This window comes from Streptomyces sp. NPDC059564, assembly GCF_042735575.1.
GTDB lineage: Bacteria > Actinomycetota > Actinomycetes > Streptomycetales > Streptomycetaceae > Streptomyces.
The window spans coordinates 1-13,706 of the sequence record NZ_JBHWBP010000052.1 but is presented as its reverse complement, the minus strand read 5'-3'; the positions used below and the strand labels follow the sequence as shown (position 1 = coordinate 13,706).

The 13,706-nt window shown below is 73.6% G+C and carries 16 protein-coding genes; 4 read left to right on the top strand and 12 right to left on the bottom strand.

The features are described from left to right. Positions 1-32: 32 nt before the first annotated feature. Both mmuM and ACFV0Q_RS12550 read right to left on the bottom strand, forming a co-directional pair. A complete protein-coding gene (gene mmuM, locus ACFV0Q_RS12555) occupies positions 33-893 on the bottom strand; it encodes a homocysteine S-methyltransferase (protein WP_385004337.1) in 861 nt (286 codons plus the stop codon). Positions 894-907: 14 nt separating this feature from the next. After that, positions 908-1,831: an LLM class F420-dependent oxidoreductase gene (locus tag ACFV0Q_RS12550; RefSeq protein WP_385004335.1), complete on the bottom strand. Its 924-nt coding sequence runs from the start codon at positions 1,829-1,831 to the stop codon at positions 908-910. Positions 1,832-2,036: 205 nt separating this feature from the next. Here ACFV0Q_RS12550 and ACFV0Q_RS12545 point away from each other — a divergent pair, with 205 nt between their 5' ends. Continuing rightward, positions 2,037-2,315, top strand: a complete 279-nt coding sequence (locus tag ACFV0Q_RS12545) for a hypothetical protein (protein ID WP_385004371.1) — start codon at positions 2,037-2,039, stop codon at positions 2,313-2,315. A 48-nt stretch (positions 2,316-2,363) separates the two neighbouring features. Here the strand turns inward: ACFV0Q_RS12545 and ACFV0Q_RS12540 are convergent, their stop codons facing one another. The 4 genes from ACFV0Q_RS12540 to ACFV0Q_RS12525 form a co-directional block, all read right to left on the bottom strand. Beyond that, entirely contained in the window at positions 2,364-2,849 is a 486-nt protein-coding gene (locus tag ACFV0Q_RS12540) for a DUF6099 family protein (protein ID WP_385004333.1), read from the bottom strand. 122 nt (positions 2,850-2,971) lie between these two features. After that, positions 2,972-3,361, bottom strand: a complete 390-nt coding sequence (locus tag ACFV0Q_RS12535) for a nucleotide pyrophosphohydrolase (protein ID WP_385004331.1) — start codon at positions 3,359-3,361, stop codon at positions 2,972-2,974. Continuing rightward, on the bottom strand, positions 3,358-4,626 hold the full coding sequence (locus ACFV0Q_RS12530; RefSeq protein WP_385004329.1) for an ATP-binding protein: 1,269 nt from the start codon (positions 4,624-4,626) through the stop codon (positions 3,358-3,360). Before ACFV0Q_RS12530 ends, ACFV0Q_RS12535 begins: the two co-directional genes overlap by 4 nt. 66 nt (positions 4,627-4,692) lie before the next feature. Next, positions 4,693-5,088 carry a cell division protein SepF gene (locus ACFV0Q_RS12525; RefSeq protein ID WP_053684615.1) on the bottom strand — a complete coding sequence of 132 codons (396 nt, stop codon included), beginning with the start codon at positions 5,086-5,088 and terminating at the stop codon, positions 4,693-4,695. A 98-nt stretch (positions 5,089-5,186) separates the two neighbouring features. Here ACFV0Q_RS12525 and ACFV0Q_RS12520 point away from each other — a divergent pair, with 98 nt between their 5' ends. The 3 genes from ACFV0Q_RS12520 (at position 5,187) to ACFV0Q_RS12510 (ending at position 7,659) form a co-directional block, all read left to right on the top strand. Further along, a complete protein-coding gene (locus ACFV0Q_RS12520; protein WP_385004327.1) occupies positions 5,187-5,858 on the top strand; it encodes a TetR/AcrR family transcriptional regulator in 672 nt (223 codons plus the stop codon). A gap of 44 nt (positions 5,859-5,902) precedes the next feature. Beyond that, complete coding sequence (locus tag ACFV0Q_RS12515; protein ID WP_385004325.1) at positions 5,903-6,655, top strand: DUF2470 domain-containing protein; 753 nt, start codon at positions 5,903-5,905, stop codon at positions 6,653-6,655. Between the two features lie 83 nt (positions 6,656-6,738). Further along, entirely contained in the window at positions 6,739-7,659 is a 921-nt protein-coding gene (locus tag ACFV0Q_RS12510) for an NADP-dependent oxidoreductase (RefSeq protein WP_385004323.1), read from the top strand. 67 nt (positions 7,660-7,726) lie between these two features. On the opposite strand, the gene ACFV0Q_RS12505 is transcribed toward ACFV0Q_RS12510, so the two are convergent. The 6 genes from ACFV0Q_RS12505 to ACFV0Q_RS12480 all read right to left on the bottom strand — a co-directional run bounded on the left by ACFV0Q_RS12505 (position 7,727) and on the right by ACFV0Q_RS12480 (position 13,507). Then, positions 7,727-9,058 (bottom strand): LLM class flavin-dependent oxidoreductase, encoded by a 1,332-nt coding sequence (locus tag ACFV0Q_RS12505; protein WP_385004321.1) that lies wholly within the window; start codon positions 9,056-9,058, stop codon positions 7,727-7,729. A 74-nt stretch (positions 9,059-9,132) separates the two neighbouring features. Next, positions 9,133-10,065, bottom strand: a complete 933-nt coding sequence (locus ACFV0Q_RS12500) for an ABC transporter permease (protein WP_385004319.1) — start codon at positions 10,063-10,065, stop codon at positions 9,133-9,135. Further along, complete coding sequence (locus ACFV0Q_RS12495) at positions 10,062-10,892, bottom strand: ABC transporter ATP-binding protein (RefSeq protein WP_385004318.1); 831 nt, start codon at positions 10,890-10,892, stop codon at positions 10,062-10,064. Before ACFV0Q_RS12495 ends, ACFV0Q_RS12500 begins: the two co-directional genes overlap by 4 nt. Before the next feature lie 6 nt (positions 10,893-10,898). Then, positions 10,899-11,945 (bottom strand): ABC transporter substrate-binding protein, encoded by a 1,047-nt coding sequence (locus ACFV0Q_RS12490; protein WP_385004316.1) that lies wholly within the window; start codon positions 11,943-11,945, stop codon positions 10,899-10,901. Positions 11,946-11,971: 26 nt separating this feature from the next. After that, the gene (ssuE, locus tag ACFV0Q_RS12485) at positions 11,972-12,529 is read right to left on the bottom strand and encodes an NADPH-dependent FMN reductase (RefSeq protein WP_385004314.1); all 558 of its coding nucleotides are present in this window, start codon (positions 12,527-12,529) and stop codon (positions 11,972-11,974) included. Between the two features lie 36 nt (positions 12,530-12,565). Then, positions 12,566-13,507: a TauD/TfdA dioxygenase family protein gene (locus tag ACFV0Q_RS12480; protein WP_385004312.1), complete on the bottom strand. Its 942-nt coding sequence runs from the start codon at positions 13,505-13,507 to the stop codon at positions 12,566-12,568. Positions 13,508-13,706: the final 199 nt, after the last annotated feature.

The following is a 13,706-nucleotide window of genomic DNA, read 5'->3' as shown; positions in this document are numbered from 1 at the left end:
GGAGGCCCGACGGGCTCGCTGCCCCGGTCGGGTCAGGTGAGGCGGGTGCGCAGGGAGGCGACGGTGTCCGGGCCGACGCGGCAGCAGCCGCCGATGAGGCGGGCGCCCGCCGCGCGCCAGGCCGGGACGTTCCAGGGGGCGGGGGCGGGCGGGGGGTGCCAGGTGCGGGTGGCGGCGTCCCAGACGGAGCCGTCGTTGGGGTAGGCCAGCAGGGGTTTCGCGGTAACGGCGGCCGCCGCCTCCAGGGCGGGCAGCACATCGGCCGGATCGCAGCAGTTGACGCCGACCGCGATCACCTCGGGTGCGGCGGCCGCCAGGGCGAAGGCCTCGGCGAGGGGCTGGCCGGCCCGGGTGCGGCCGGCGGCGACGGTGTAGCTCAGCCAGGCCCGGGCGCCCGTCCCGGCCAGGACCCGCAGCAGGGCCTCGGCCTCGTCGGTGTCCGGGACGGTTTCCAGGGCCAGGACGTCCGCCCCGCGCAGGGCCTCGATCCGGGGCCGGTGGAAGGCGGCCAGCCGGGCGGTGCTCAGCCCGTACCGGCCCCGGTACTCGGAGCCGTCGGCGAGCACCGCCCCGTACGGGCCGACGGAGGCGGCCACCCACACCTCGTGGTCCGCCGCCCGAGCGGCCCGGGCGGCGGCCCGGACGCTCCGCTCCAGCAGCGCCGGGTCGTGCCCGACCTGGTAGCTCGCGGTGATCAGCACCTCGGCGCCGGCCCGGACGTACGCCGTGTGGGCGGCCTCCACCTGGTCCGGGCGCTCGGCGAGCACCCGGCCCGTCCAGAGGCCGCCGGACAGGTCGCAGCCCTGGGCGGCGAGCTGGTTGCTCAGCCCGCCGTCCAGGAGGACGGCCCTGCGGGCCAGGGCGTCGGCGAGCGGGCCGGTCGCGCGGGGCATGGCTTCCGTTCCCCCTAGCCGAGCTGGGAGAGCACCTGGGCGGAGATCAGCTCCAGGTGGTCGAGGTCGTCGAGGTCGAGGAGCTGGAGGTAGACGCGGGAGGATCCGATGGCGGCGTAGGTGCCGATCTTCTCGACGACCTCGGCCGGGGAGCCCGCCAGGCCGTTGGCCTTCAGCTCGTCCACCTCGCGGCCGATGGCGGCGGCCCGGCGGGCGACCTCGGCGTCGTCCTTGCCCACGCACACCACCAGGGCGTTGGAGTAGACCAGGTCGCCGGCCTTGCGGCCCGCTTCCTCGGCGGCCTCCCGGACCCGGCCGAACTGCCGCTCGCTGTCGGCGACCGACGCGAACGGCATGTTGAACTCGTCCGCGTACCGGGCGGCGAGGCGCGGGGTCCGCTTGGCTCCGTGGCCGCCGACCAGGACGGGCACCTTGGCCTGGGCGGGCTTGGGCAGGGCCGGGGAGTTCTCCACCTGGTAGTGCTTGCCCCGGTAGTCGAAGGTGGCGCCGGGCTCGGTGGCCCACAGGCCGGTGACGATGGCCAGCTGCTCCTCGAGCCGGGCCATCCGCTCCGCCGGGAAGGGGATCCCGTACGCCTTGTGTTCCTCCTCGAACCAGCCCGCGCCCAGGCCGAGTTCGATCCTGCCGCCGGACATCTGGTCGACCTGTGCGACCTGGATCGCGAGCACGCCGGGCAGCCGGAAGGTACCGGCCGTCATGAGCGTGCCCAGCCTGATCCGCCGGGTCTCGCGGGCCAGGCCCGCGAGGGTGATCCAGGCGTCGGTGGGGCCGGGGAGGCCGTCGACGGATCCCATCCGCAGGTAGTGGTCGGAGCGGAAGAACGCGTCGAAGCCCAGGTCCTCGGTGGCCTTGGCGACGGTCAGGAGGGTCTCGTAGTCGGCACCCTGCTGGGGCTCGGTGAAAATGCGAAGATCCATGCCCCCCATCCTGCCCCTCCGACCCCTGCCGGGTGAATCTGTGTCAACCGGAAGGTCCACCCCCGGCCCCGCCAGTGACCAGCACGGATGGGGATCGTTGGCTCGGACGGAGCCGGACCGCCCGGCCCGCGCGCGCCGGCGGCTTCTCGCCGGTGCGTCCACCGCCCCCTTCCGCATCGGAAGGGCCAGGGCCGAGGAGGCCGCCATGTCCCACGAGTCCGTGCCGGAGACCCCCCGACAGACCGGACAGACCGGACAGGCAGCGCACGACCACGCACGTCAGGAGTCCGCGGTACCCGCCCAGGGCGGCGCGCCGAAGGGCCTGCTCCAGCAGATGGAAGAACTGATGGCGGCGCTGAACGCCGACCTGTCGCAGCTCGACGCCGATCTCCAGCACTCCGCGGACCGCACTCCCCCCGCCGCGCCGGTTTCCCCGGGCGGCTACACGTACGGGAGCGAGCGCCACTCCGACCGCGCCTTCTGACCGTACGGGGGTCCCGTCGTGCACGGCGGGGCCCCCGGGCCACCGGCCTCAGACCACGCCCGAGGCCGACCCCCGTTCCCGTACGGTCATCCGCCGCAGCAGCGCGCGGACCCGGTCGCTCGACTCGTCGGCCGCGTCGATCGACTCTATGCACTGCCAGTACAGGCCCTCGTCGTCCGTCCCGCAGGCCACTCCGACGAGCGCTATGCCGACCTCGCCGAGCAGCGCCTGCAGCCCGAGCAGCGCCTGCCGCACATCGGTCAGCTCCGTCAGCCGCGCCGCTCGCGGTGGCTGCTCGGGCGCGCTGCCCTCACCGCGCAGCGCCGCCCGGTCGATGACCCCGCAGCCTCTGCCTCCCGCTTCCCCCAGTCCCCGTGCCTCCGCTCTCAGCTCCGGCGGCCCGGTGACCGCCAGCCAGCTCCCTATCCCCTGTGCGAGCGCCTGGGCCTGCCAGGCCTCGCCCACGATGTCCCACGCAGCCCCGCTCTGTGCCAGCGCGTGCCGGCCGGCCGCGATGAGCCGTACCGCATCCATATGCCGTCCCCCGTCCGCACGACATCCCGCCGTCCTTCACTACCCAGAGTGAAGGCAACGAGCCAGTAAAGCCAGGGGTATTCGGAAATCTGTGGACACAAACATGGTTGTGGATGACGCCATCACTCCGAAGAGTGACGATCAGCGCTCGAACCGCCGGTCGCGGGGAAGCGGGCCTCGTTCCTCTCGATCTTCGCGGCGAGCGCATCCAGCACGTCCACCCCGAGAACCTCACAGAATTGCAGCAGGTACGCGAGCACATCGGCCACCTCATCGGCCACCCGGTGTGCGTTTTCGGGCTTCTCCATGATCGCGGCCGACTGTTCCGGTGTCAGCCACTGGAAGATCTCGACCAGTTCGGCGGCCTCCACGCTCAGGGCCACGGCCAGGTTCTTGGGTGTGTGGTACGGGCCCCAGTCCCGGGCGGCCGCGAAGTCGGCCAGTCGGCGCTGGAGTTGGTACAGCCGTTCACCGTGCGGGGGTTCGGGCTCGTCGTTGGGGGCGGTACTCATGGGGTCAGGTCTACCACCGAGACGCCCGGGAGCCCGCGTGCGGTTCCCGCGGTGTCCTCGCCGACCGACGCGGCCAGCCGGACGTGGCCGCGTGCGCCGGACAGCAGGGCCAGCCGGAGCAGTTCGGCGCTCTGCCTCCGGTCCAGGCCGCGGTCGAGGCCGTCGGCGAGCACGGTGAGCGCCTGCCGGGCGGCGAGCACGTCGGCGGCCGGGTCCACCTCCAGCACCCCGGGCCCGGTGAGCAGGACGAGGGCCAGCGCGAGGAAGCGGAGTTCGCCCGCGCCGAGCCGGCCGAGGTCGGTCGCGGGCCGGCCGGGGCCCCGGTCTAGCACGCCCGCCACCAGCCCGCCGCCGGACCGGGCCCCCGGGCCGGTGCCGGTCACGGTCCGGACGTCCAGGGCGGTCACCGGTCCCGCGCAGCCGGTCCGCGCCGCCGCGGCCAGCAGGGCGTGCCGGGTGGAGCACTCGTGGCGGGTCCGGCGCAGTACGTCGGCCAGGTTCCCGCAGTCGCCCCGCAGCCGGCCGTCCGCCTGCGGGACGGGGGCCCGCATCCGGCCGGGCCGGGGGTCGCACGGGAACACCGAGCGCAGCGCGACCACCACCTGCTCGGCGGCGGCCAGCACCCTGCGCTGCCCGGCGGTGGCCCCGGCGACGCGCAGCGGCAGCAGGGCGGTGCCGAGCCGGTCGTCGGGCAGTGGGGCGCGGGTCACGCCGATGGCGCCGCCGGTGAGCCAGGCGGCCTGGACGGAGCGCCGGCGCGGGTCGCGCAGGGCGGTGCCGAGCAGGACCTCGCCGTCCTGGGAGAGGCGTTCGCCGACGATCCGCAGCCCGGGTTCGGCCTGGACGGCGAGGTCGAGGCGGACGGACCCGGCCGGGCCGTCGACCGTGCACCCGAGGCGGAAGCCGCGCCGCCCGTCGGCGTCGGGGACGGCCCGTTCGGGCACCCGGGCCGGCGGATCCGGGAAGACCTCCTCCAGGCAGGCCCCGGAGGCGAGCCGCGCGAGGGCCTCGTAGGCGGCCAGGGCCTGGGACTTGCCGCTGCCGCTCGCCCCGGCGAACAGGGTCACGGGGCCCAGCGGGAACACCGCCGAGCGGTGCCTCCCGAAGGCGGACAGCCGCAGCTCGGTGACGGCGGGCCGCGCCGCCACCCCGCCGCCCGCCGATAAGGAAGTGGAAGCGGAAGGGGAATCAGCGCAAGAGGAGGGGGAATCGGCAAGGGAGGAGACGGTGGCGGAGGGCCGCGCCGCGTCCAGGGTGGCGTCCATGGCCGGACGGTACGGTCCGCCGGGCCGCCCCCGGGTACGGCGAACCGTTCCGCCGCCGCGACCTTCCTACGATCGGGGGACGGCCGCCGCCGCGATCCCCTCGACCTCGGTCCCGACCGGCGCCAGCAGGAAGACGTTCCGGTCGACCCGGTGCATCCCGCTGCCGAGCCCGAACACGACACCGCTGCTGAAGTCGAGGATCCGCTTGGCCACTTCGGTGTCCGCGCCGGTGAGGTCGAGCAGCACCGGGATCTGCGCGATCAGGTACTCGGCCACCTCCCGGGCGTCGGCGAAGATCTGGACCCGGATCACCACGAAGCGCCGCTGTTCCGCCGCGGACGCCCCGGGGGCCGTCGGAATCGTGCGGTGGTCCACCCGGGAGGGCCATTCGTTGCGACTGCGCAGGGGTACCACCTGCGCGAGTCCCTCCCACTGTTCGTCGGTGACGTCGTACCTGCTCACCGGGCCGCCTCGGCCGTGCGCTTCATGTGCATCCCCCCATCCTCTCGCGTTTCACCCGTTCAGCCCAACACCGACACGAAGCACGTAGGGTCGCCGCCATGACCAATGGCGACGAGGTCCGCACGGTACGCGACATCGCAGGCGCCAGCCCCGTCCGGCACGCCGCGACGGGGGCAGGCGGCCCGTTCCCCGCCCGTCGGGGCCGCCCGCGCGCGGACGCGGTCCGCAACCGCGCCCAGATCCTGGCCGCGGCCGAGCAGTTGTTCACGGAACGGGACCCGTCGTCGGTGACGATGGATCAGATAGCCAAGGCCGCCGGGGTCGGCCGGGCCACCCTCTACCGCCGCTTCCCCGATCCGCCGTCCGTCGCGGCGGCGCTGCTCGACGAGCACGAGCGCATCCTCCAGGGCCGCCTCGCCTTCGGTCCGCCGCCGCTCGGGCCCGGGGCGCCCCCGGCGGAGCGGCTGACGGCCTTCTACGCCGCCGCCCTCGAACACCTGGAGCGGCACCTGCCGCTGGCCCTGGGCATCCCCCCGGGGCCGGACCGGTTCTGCCGCGGCACCTACCGGAGCTGGCGGGCCCATGTCCGGAGCCTGCTCATGGACGCCGGGGCCGCCGACCCCGACGTCGGCGTGGACGTCCTGCTGAGCCCGCTCGCGCCGGAGGTCTACCAGTTCCAGCGGCACGCCCTCGGCTTCCCGCCCGAACGGATCGCCGAGGCCCTCGGCCGGCTGGCCCGCGGGGTACTCCCCCAGCACCGAATAGGTTAGGTTAGGCATACCTAACCTCCTCTTCGGATGACGGAGACCTCCGCATGCGCCTGCCCGGTGACCCCGCCGCTCCCGCCCCGGCCACGCCCGCCGCCACCGCACCGACCGCCGCCGAGCGCGTCCGGTCCGTACTGGCCGCCGCGCACTCCATGACCGTGGCCATCGACGGCGTGCGGCACGAGGTCCGCCACCTCGACGGCTCCGACGTGCTGGGCCGGCTGCACCTGCACCCCGCCGCGCCCGCCGCCGGACAGCCCGCCTCCGTGCTGCCCGACGACCGCCCCGCGATCCGGCTGGAGTTCACCGACATCGCCCCGACGCCCGTACGCGACCGGGTGCGCGCCCGCGTCACCGTGCTGGGCCGGCTCCTCACCCCCTACGCCGACGAGCGCTCCGCGCCCGGCGACAGCACCTGCGTGGAGTACTGCCAGGCGATCCTGGAGACCGCGGACGGGACCACGTACATCGGGCTGGAGGAACTGGACCTGGCCTGGCCCGACCCGCTCGCCCCGTACGAGGCGGGCATGCTCACCCACCTCCTCGACGACCACCCCGAACTCGTCACCCTGCTGCTGCGGCTGGTGCAGCCCGCGCCCTCGTCCGCCGTCCTGCGCGCGCTGCCGCTCGCCCTGGACCGGTACGGGATCACCTTGCGACTGGAGGAGCGGCGCGGGCACCGGGACGTGCGGCTGCCGTTCCCGTCCCCGCTGGACGACGTCGAGCAGTCGGGCGCCCAGATCCAGGCCCTCCTCAGCGCGGCCCGGCGGCGTTCGCACCGCAACACGCTGCCCGCCTGAGGGGCGCTGGAGGATCCCTCGAGAACCCCGGGGGGCCGGCCGCATCCGGAATACCCCCCGGAAGCGGGATCGTTGGGGTGTACATGAAGGCAATCACCTACAGCACGTACGGAACTCCCACCGAGTTGGAACTCGTTGAGGTACCGGAACCCAAGGTCGGCCCCGGCGAGGTGCTCGTCCGTGTCAAGGCCGCCGGCGTCAACCCCGTGGACTGGAAGCTCGCCGCCGGATTCCTCGGGCACGTCCTCGAGGTCCGCCATCCCGTCATCCCCGGCTGGGACGTCGCCGGGATCGTCGAGGCCGTCGGCCCCGACACCTACGACTACGCCGTCGGCGACGAGGTCTACGGCTACGTCCGCAAGGAATGGGTGGAGCTGGGCACCTACGCCGAGCTGGTCTCCGCCCCCGTGCGCACCCTCGCCCGCAAGCCCCGCGAGCTGACCTTCGAGCAGGCCGCGGGCCTGCCGCTGGCCGGGCTGACCTCCTACCAGGCCGTGTCCCGCGCGGGCGTCACGGCGGGCCAGACCGTCGTCATCCATTCGGCTGCGGGCGGCGTCGGTTCGCTCGGCGTACAGATCGCGGTCTCGCTCGGCGCCCGGGTCATCGGCACCGCGAGCGCCCGCAACCACGACTACCTGCGCTCCCTGGGCGCCGAACCGGTGCTGTACGGGGACGGCGTGGCCGAGCGGGTCCGGGAGCTGGCCCCCGAGGGCGTCGACGTGGGCCTCGACTTCTACGGCGAGGGCGGCGTGGAGCTGCTCCAGTCGATCGTCCGGCCGGGCGGTCCGGTGGTCTCGGTCGCCGACAACGACGCCGGCTCCAAGGGGGCCAAGCACATCTGGGCACGCGCCTCGACGGCCGACCTCACCGCGCTCGCGGAACTCGCCGACACCGGCAGGATCACCGTCAAGGTGGGTCACGTCCTGCCGCTCGCCGACGCCGCCTCGGCGTGGGAGCTGAGCGCGACGGGCCAGGCCCGCGGCAAGATCGTCCTCTCCGTCTGAGCAGGCGAACCGGGAGCGGGGCGACCGGAGTTGCGCACTCCCGCCGCCCCGCGCGTGCCGCCCCGGATCACACGGGCTGCCGGGCGTACCGGTTGGCGGGGCGCGGCAGGCCGTAGTTCTCGCGCAGGGTCGCGCCCGTGTACTGCGTACGGAAGAGGCCGCGGCGCTGGAGGACCGGCACGACGTGGTCCACGAAGTCCGTGAGGCCGGTGGGCAGGACGGGCGCCATGATGTTGAAGCCGTCGGCGGCGCCCTGCGTGAACCACTCCTCCAGCTGGTCGGCGATCTGCTCGGGGGTGCCCGCGAAGACGCGGTGGCCGCGGCCGGCGCCGAGGCGGGCGATCAGCTGGCGCAGGGTGAGTCCGTCACGCCGGCCCAGCTCGGCGACGAGCGTGAAGCGGCTCTTGTTGCCGTTGATGTCCCGCTCCTCGGGGAGGGCGGGCAGCGGACCGTCGAGGTCGGCGCCGGTGAGGTCGACACCGAGCATGCCGGAGAGCTGCGCGAGGCCGTACTCGGGGACCTGGAGGTCGGTGAGCTCCTGTTCCAGGGCCTTCGCCTCGGCTTCGGTGGAGCCGATGACGGGGGCGATGCCGGGCAGCACGAGGAGCTCGTCCTCGGCGCGGCCGTAGCGGGACAGGCGGGACTTGAGGTCCTTGTAGAAGGTCTGGCCGTCGGCGAGGGTCTGCTGCGCGGTGAAGACGGCCTCCGCGTACTGGGCGGCGAACTCCTTGCCGTCCTCGGAGGAGCCCGCCTGGACGAGGAGCGGGTGCCCCTGGGGCGAGCGGGGGACGTTGAGCGGGCCGGCGACGCCGAAGTACTCGCCGCGGTGGGCGGCGGGGTGGAGCCTGTCGGTGTCGGCGTAGACGCCGCGCTCCTTGTCGAGGACGATCGCGTCGTCCTCCCAGCTGTCCCAGAGCTTGGTGGCCACGTCGAGGAACTCGCGGGCGCGGTCGTAGCGCAGGCGGTGTTCCAGGTGCTCGTCCTGGTTGAAGTTGCGGGCCTCGTCGACGGTGCCGGAGGTGACGATGTTCCAGCCGGCGCGGCCGTTGCTGATGTGGTCGAGCGAGGCGAACTTGCGGGCGGTGTGGAAGGGCTCGTTGAAGGTGGTGGAGACGGTCGCGATGAGCCCGATGTGCTCGGTGACGGCGGCGATGGCGGAGAGCAGGGTCAGCGGCTCGAACCCGCCGAGGGCGTTGTGGCGGGCCTTGCCCCAGAGGGCGAGGCCGTCGGCGAAGAAGATCGAGTCGAGGCGGCCGCGCTCGGCGGTGCGGGCCAGTTCCTGGAAGTAGCGCAGGTCGGTGACGCGTTCGGGGCTGGCCGCCGGGTGCCGCCAGGCGGCGTCGTGGTGGCCGGCGTTCATGAGGAAGGCGTTGAGGTGGAGGGTGCGGGGTGCGGACATGTCTGTTCCCTGGGGTGTACGCGGAGGGCTCCGCGGGTGGTGGGTGGGCGCGGCCGGCGGGCCGGCGGGCCGGTTCAGGCGGTGGGGAGGCGCCAGAGGCTCAGGCGGCGTTCGATCGTGACCAGGACCTGGTTGAAGGCCACGCCGATCGCGGAGATCGTGACGATGCCCGCGTACATCTGCGGGATCGCGAAGTTGAACTGCGAGGCGTTGATCAGGTAGCCCAGCCCCGCCTTGGCACCGATCATCTCGGCGGCCACGAGGACGAGGATGGACACGGCTCCGGCGAGGCGGATCCCCGTGAAGATCGACGGCACCGACGAGGGCAGGATCACCTTCTGGAAGAGCCGCGGGGTGGACAGGTCCATCGAGCGGGCCAGCCGGACCAGGGTGGGGTCGGCGTTCCCGACGGCGCTGATGGTGTTCAGCAGGATCGGCCACACGCAGGCGTAGACGACGATCGACACCTTCGAGGTCTCCCCGATGCCGAGCAGCAGCACGAACACCGGCAGCAGCGCGAGGGCCGCCGTGTTGCGGAACAGCTCCAGCAGCGGGCCGAGGAACGCGGCGACGGGCCGGTACCAGCCGATCAGCAGGCCCAGCGGGACCGCGACCACCACGGCGATGGCGAACCCGCCGAAGGAGCGGGCGAGGCTGGCCCGGGTGTGCTCGCCGAGCTGTCCGTCGCCGAGCAGCTCCCACCAGGCCCGGGCCACCTCGCTGGCCGGTGGCAGGAAGGTGGCGTCGACCAGGCCGGCCCGGGGCGCCGTCTCCCACACGGCGAGCAGGAGGAGGATGGCCGCCGAGCGCAGCAGGCCGGCGCGCAGCCACCGCAGTGCCGTGGCGGCCGCGGCCCGGACGGGGCGCCGGGGCGGGGTCTTCGCGGCCGGCGGCTCGCCGGCCGGGTGGTGGGCCGTTCCGGGCCCGGCCGGGTGGGCGGGCCCGCGGGTGGTGGGGATCGCCGCCGGTGTCTGCGTCGGGGCGGGGGTCTTGATGTCGGTGCTCATGCGGTGGCCTCTTCCTTCTCCAGACGCTGCGCGCGGGCCACCTCGTCGTGGAGCAGGGTCCAGATCTCGTGGCGGTAGCGGGCGAACTCCGGGCTGGAGCGCAGGTCCTCGCCCGTGGCCCCGGTGGCCCGGTCGCCGAAGGAGACCGGGACGACCTCCTTGACCCTGCCCGGGCGGGAGGTGATGACGGCCACCTTCTGGCCGAGGTACACGGCTTCCTCGATGCCGTGCGTGATGAAGACGACGGTCTTGCCGGTGCGCTGCCAGATGCGGCGCAGTTCGTCCTGGAGGGACTCGCGGGTCTGCGCGTCGAGCGCGGCGAACGGTTCGTCCATCAGCAGGACGTCCGGGTCGTACGCGAGCGAGCGCGCGATGGCGACCCGCTGGCGCATGCCGCCGGAGAGCTCGTGCGGGTGGCGGTCCTCGAATCCGGTGAGGCCGACCAGGTCCAGGAACTCCCGGGCCTTCACCGCACGTTGGCGGCGGGGTACGCCGGTGGCCTCCAGGCCGAATTCGATGTTGCCGAGCGCGGTCCGCCACGGCAGCAGCGCGTACTGCTGGAAGACGATGCCCCGGTCCAGGCCCGGCCCGGTGACCGGGCGGCCGTCGAGCAGGATGCGGCCGGAGGTGGGGCTGGTGAGGCCGCCGAGCAGGTCCAGGAGCGTGGACTTGCCGCAGCCGCTGGGGCCGACGACGACCACGAACTCCCCGGCCCCGATCTCCAGGTCGATGCCGTCGAGGGCGGTGAACCGCCCGCCGTCGGGCCGGCCCTTGGCGTTCTTCGTCGGGAAGGTCTTGGTCACGCCTTCGAACACGATCTTCGCCATGTCCCGTCAGCCCTTTCCCTGGCCGTTGAACTCGTTGGTGTAGAGGTCGGCGGCCTTGAGCTGGCCCTGCTTGATCTCGCCGCGCTCGCCGAGCCAGTCGAGCCAGAGCTGGAAGGACTTGTCGGTGATCCGGCCGCCCGTCTCGGCGACCCCGTACGAGTGCCAGTACTGCAGGGTGGCGGTGTCCTCGTTGCGGCCCCGCTTCTTGACGATCTCCGTCATCCGGGCGATGACCTGCTCGCGCGGGGTGGTGCGGGACCACTCGATGGCCTTGCCCACACCGGTCACGAAGGTCCGTACGGTGTCCGGGTTCTGCTTGATGAAGCGCTCGGTCATGATGTAGGTCCCGGCGCTGAACGGGCCGAGCAGCTCGACGTCGGTGAACAGCGGCCGGATGCCGCCCGCCGCGAGGGCCTTGTCGCGCAGGACCCCGGTGAGCACCCCGACCTCGATCTGCTTCTGCCGCAGCGACTGCTCGGTGTTGACGGGCGGCACGACGAGCGGCTCGACCTTGGCCGCGTCCGCCTTGGAGAGGCCGCCCCGGCTGAGGTAGATGTCGAGGAGCGCCTGGTAGTGGGCGCCCAGGGTGTTCATGCCGACCTTCTTGCCGATCAGGTCGCGGGCCGAGCGGAGCGGGCTGTCCTCCAGGACGTAGTACCCGCCGTACGAGTACTGGTCCGAGCCGTAGGAGGAGATGACTGCCTTGATCGGCGCCTTGGTGGAGGCGAGCTTGATGACGGCGCCGTTGAAGGCGCTGCCGAAGTGGGTCTGGCCGGTGGCGGCGGACTGGATGTCCTGTGGGCCGCTGATGGTGTTGCCGACCCAATCGAGCTTCACGTCCTCGAAGTAGCCGAGGTCCTCGGCGAGTTCGGGGAGGGAGACGGAGCCGACGGCGCCCTGGTACTTCAGGGTCTTGACCTGCGAGCCGGAACCGGAGCCGGGGCCCGGTCCGGTGGCGGTGGCCGTGCCGCAGCTCACCGCGGCCGCCGAGATGCCGAGCAGGGTGAGGAACTGGCGCCGGGAGCGGATGGTCGGGGCGGAGGCTGCGGGCATGACGGGTCCTTCTCGCTGTGTACGGGTCAGGGGGCGGGGGTGAGGGCGGTGGCGCCTGCGGTGCGCAGGGCTTCGGAGAACTCGTCGACGGCCTGGAAGAGGTCCAGTTCCGCCTCGGGGCGCAGCCGTTCGGGGCCGGAGCCGCGCTCGACGGAGGAGTCCAGGACGAACCGGCCTGCGGTGACGTGCCGGGCGCCGAGGGCGGCGAGGACCGGGCGCAGGGCGTAGTCGATGGTCAGGACGTGGGCGAGGCTGCCGCCGGTGGCGAGGGGCAGAACCGTTTTGCCGGCCAGGCCGTCCTGCGGGAGCAGGTCGAGGAATGCCTTGAGCAGGCCGGTGTACGAGGCCTTGTAGACCGGGGTCGCGATGACCAGGCCGTCGGCTTCGGCGACGGCCTCCAGGGCGCGGCGGATCTCCGGCTCGCCGCGGCGGGCGGACAGCAGGTCGGCGGCGGGGAGGTCGCGTATGGCGAGGTGGGCGGTCTCGAACCCGGCGTGGGAGAGGCGGCGCAGCACGTGGTCGGCGACGACGGCGGTGCGGGAGTGGCTGGAGGGGCTGCCGGTGAGGGCGAGCAGCTTGGGCACGGGGGCTCCTTGGGCGGCGGCGGGGCGGGGCGGGGATCAGACGGCTTCGGACGCTCCGGAGGCTCCGGAGGCGGGGCCGAAGGCGGGCGCCGGGACGGCTTCGGGGCTGATCAGGCGGGAGGGGGCGCCGTCGGGGCCGACGGGGACGTCGCCGTCGACGGTGACGCGGCGCAGGGTGCGCTCGTGGGCGTCGGAGTCGTCGACGCCGTAGTGCTGGGTGGCGCGGTTGTCCCAGATCGCGACGTCGCCGGTCCGCCACTGCCAGCGGACGGTGTTCTCGGGGCTCTCGATGTGGGCCTGGAAGAGGTCCAGGAGGGTGCGGGAGTCGCGGCCGGTGAGGCCGCCCAGGCGCTGGACGAAGTTGCCGAGGAGCAGGGTGCGTTCGCCGGTCTCGGGGTGGACGCGGACCACCGGGTGCTCGGTGAGGAACGTGGTGGAGGTGAAGACCTCGCGGTACTGGGCGAGGGCCTCGGGGAGGGCGTCCGGCTTCAGGGCGGCGTAGTCGTACTCGTTGGAGTGGACGGCGCGCAGGCTGTCGGCGAGGGCGCGGAGCGGCTCGGGGAGGTGGGCGTAGGCGGTGGCGGTGTTGGCCCAGAGGGTGTTGCCGCCGTACGGGGGGATGGTGACGGCGCGGAGGATGGAGAAGGCGGGGTAGGCGGGGACGAAGGTGACGTCGGTGTGCCACTGGTTGGCGCGGGCGCCGTGGTGGGAGTCGATGCCGAGGGCGTAACGGCCGTCGGCGGAGGGGACGGTGGGGTGGGCGACGGGGGTGCCGAGCAGCTGGGCGAAGGCCTCGTGTCCGGCCTCGTCGAGGTGGTCCTGGCCGCGGAAGAAGACGACCTTGTGGGCGAGGAGCGCGGCGCGGATCTCGGCGACGGTCTCGGGGGCGAGGTCGCCGCCGAGGCGTACGCCGCCGATCTCGGCCCCGATGCGGCCGCCGATCTTCGTGACGGTGGTGGGGGTGGTGACGGTGGTCATGGGGACTCCCCGGGTAGGTGTGGCTACTTATTTCCGCTGCGGAAGAAATGCGGTGACGCGGAGGGCTCCGCCGGCTGAGGGGGTTCTGCGCTTCCCCGCGCACCGGCACCGGCCCGGACCCGGGACAGGGCGACGGACCCCTGGCCCCGGCCCGGGACCCGAGCCGCCGGCGGACCGGTCCCCGGCCGGAGAGCCGGGC

Bases quoted from the DNA above. Each gene is read 5' to 3' on its own strand.
- mmuM (WP_385004337.1), bottom strand. From the start codon at position 893: ATGCCCCGCGCGACCGGCCCGCTCGCCGACGCCCTGGCCCGCAGGGCC.
- ACFV0Q_RS12550 (WP_385004335.1), bottom strand. From the start codon at position 1,831: ATGGATCTTCGCATTTTCACCGAGCCCCAGCAGGGTGCCGACTACGAG.
- ACFV0Q_RS12545 (WP_385004371.1), top strand. From the start codon at position 2,037: ATGTCCCACGAGTCCGTGCCGGAGACCCCCCGACAGACCGGACAGACC.
- ACFV0Q_RS12540 (WP_385004333.1), bottom strand. From the start codon at position 2,849: ATGGATGCGGTACGGCTCATCGCGGCCGGCCGGCACGCGCTGGCACAG.
- ACFV0Q_RS12535 (WP_385004331.1), bottom strand. From the start codon at position 3,361: ATGAGTACCGCCCCCAACGACGAGCCCGAACCCCCGCACGGTGAACGG.
- ACFV0Q_RS12530 (WP_385004329.1), bottom strand. From the start codon at position 4,626: ATGGACGCCACCCTGGACGCGGCGCGGCCCTCCGCCACCGTCTCCTCC.
- ACFV0Q_RS12520 (WP_385004327.1), top strand. From the start codon at position 5,187: ATGACCAATGGCGACGAGGTCCGCACGGTACGCGACATCGCAGGCGCC.
- ACFV0Q_RS12515 (WP_385004325.1), top strand. From the start codon at position 5,903: ATGCGCCTGCCCGGTGACCCCGCCGCTCCCGCCCCGGCCACGCCCGCC.
- ACFV0Q_RS12510 (WP_385004323.1), top strand. From the start codon at position 6,739: ATGAAGGCAATCACCTACAGCACGTACGGAACTCCCACCGAGTTGGAA.
- ACFV0Q_RS12505 (WP_385004321.1), bottom strand. From the start codon at position 9,058: ATGTCCGCACCCCGCACCCTCCACCTCAACGCCTTCCTCATGAACGCC.
- ACFV0Q_RS12500 (WP_385004319.1), bottom strand. From the start codon at position 10,065: ATGAGCACCGACATCAAGACCCCCGCCCCGACGCAGACACCGGCGGCG.
- ACFV0Q_RS12495 (WP_385004318.1), bottom strand. From the start codon at position 10,892: ATGGCGAAGATCGTGTTCGAAGGCGTGACCAAGACCTTCCCGACGAAG.
- ACFV0Q_RS12490 (WP_385004316.1), bottom strand. From the start codon at position 11,945: ATGCCCGCAGCCTCCGCCCCGACCATCCGCTCCCGGCGCCAGTTCCTC.
- ACFV0Q_RS12480 (WP_385004312.1), bottom strand. From the start codon at position 13,507: ATGACCACCGTCACCACCCCCACCACCGTCACGAAGATCGGCGGCCGC.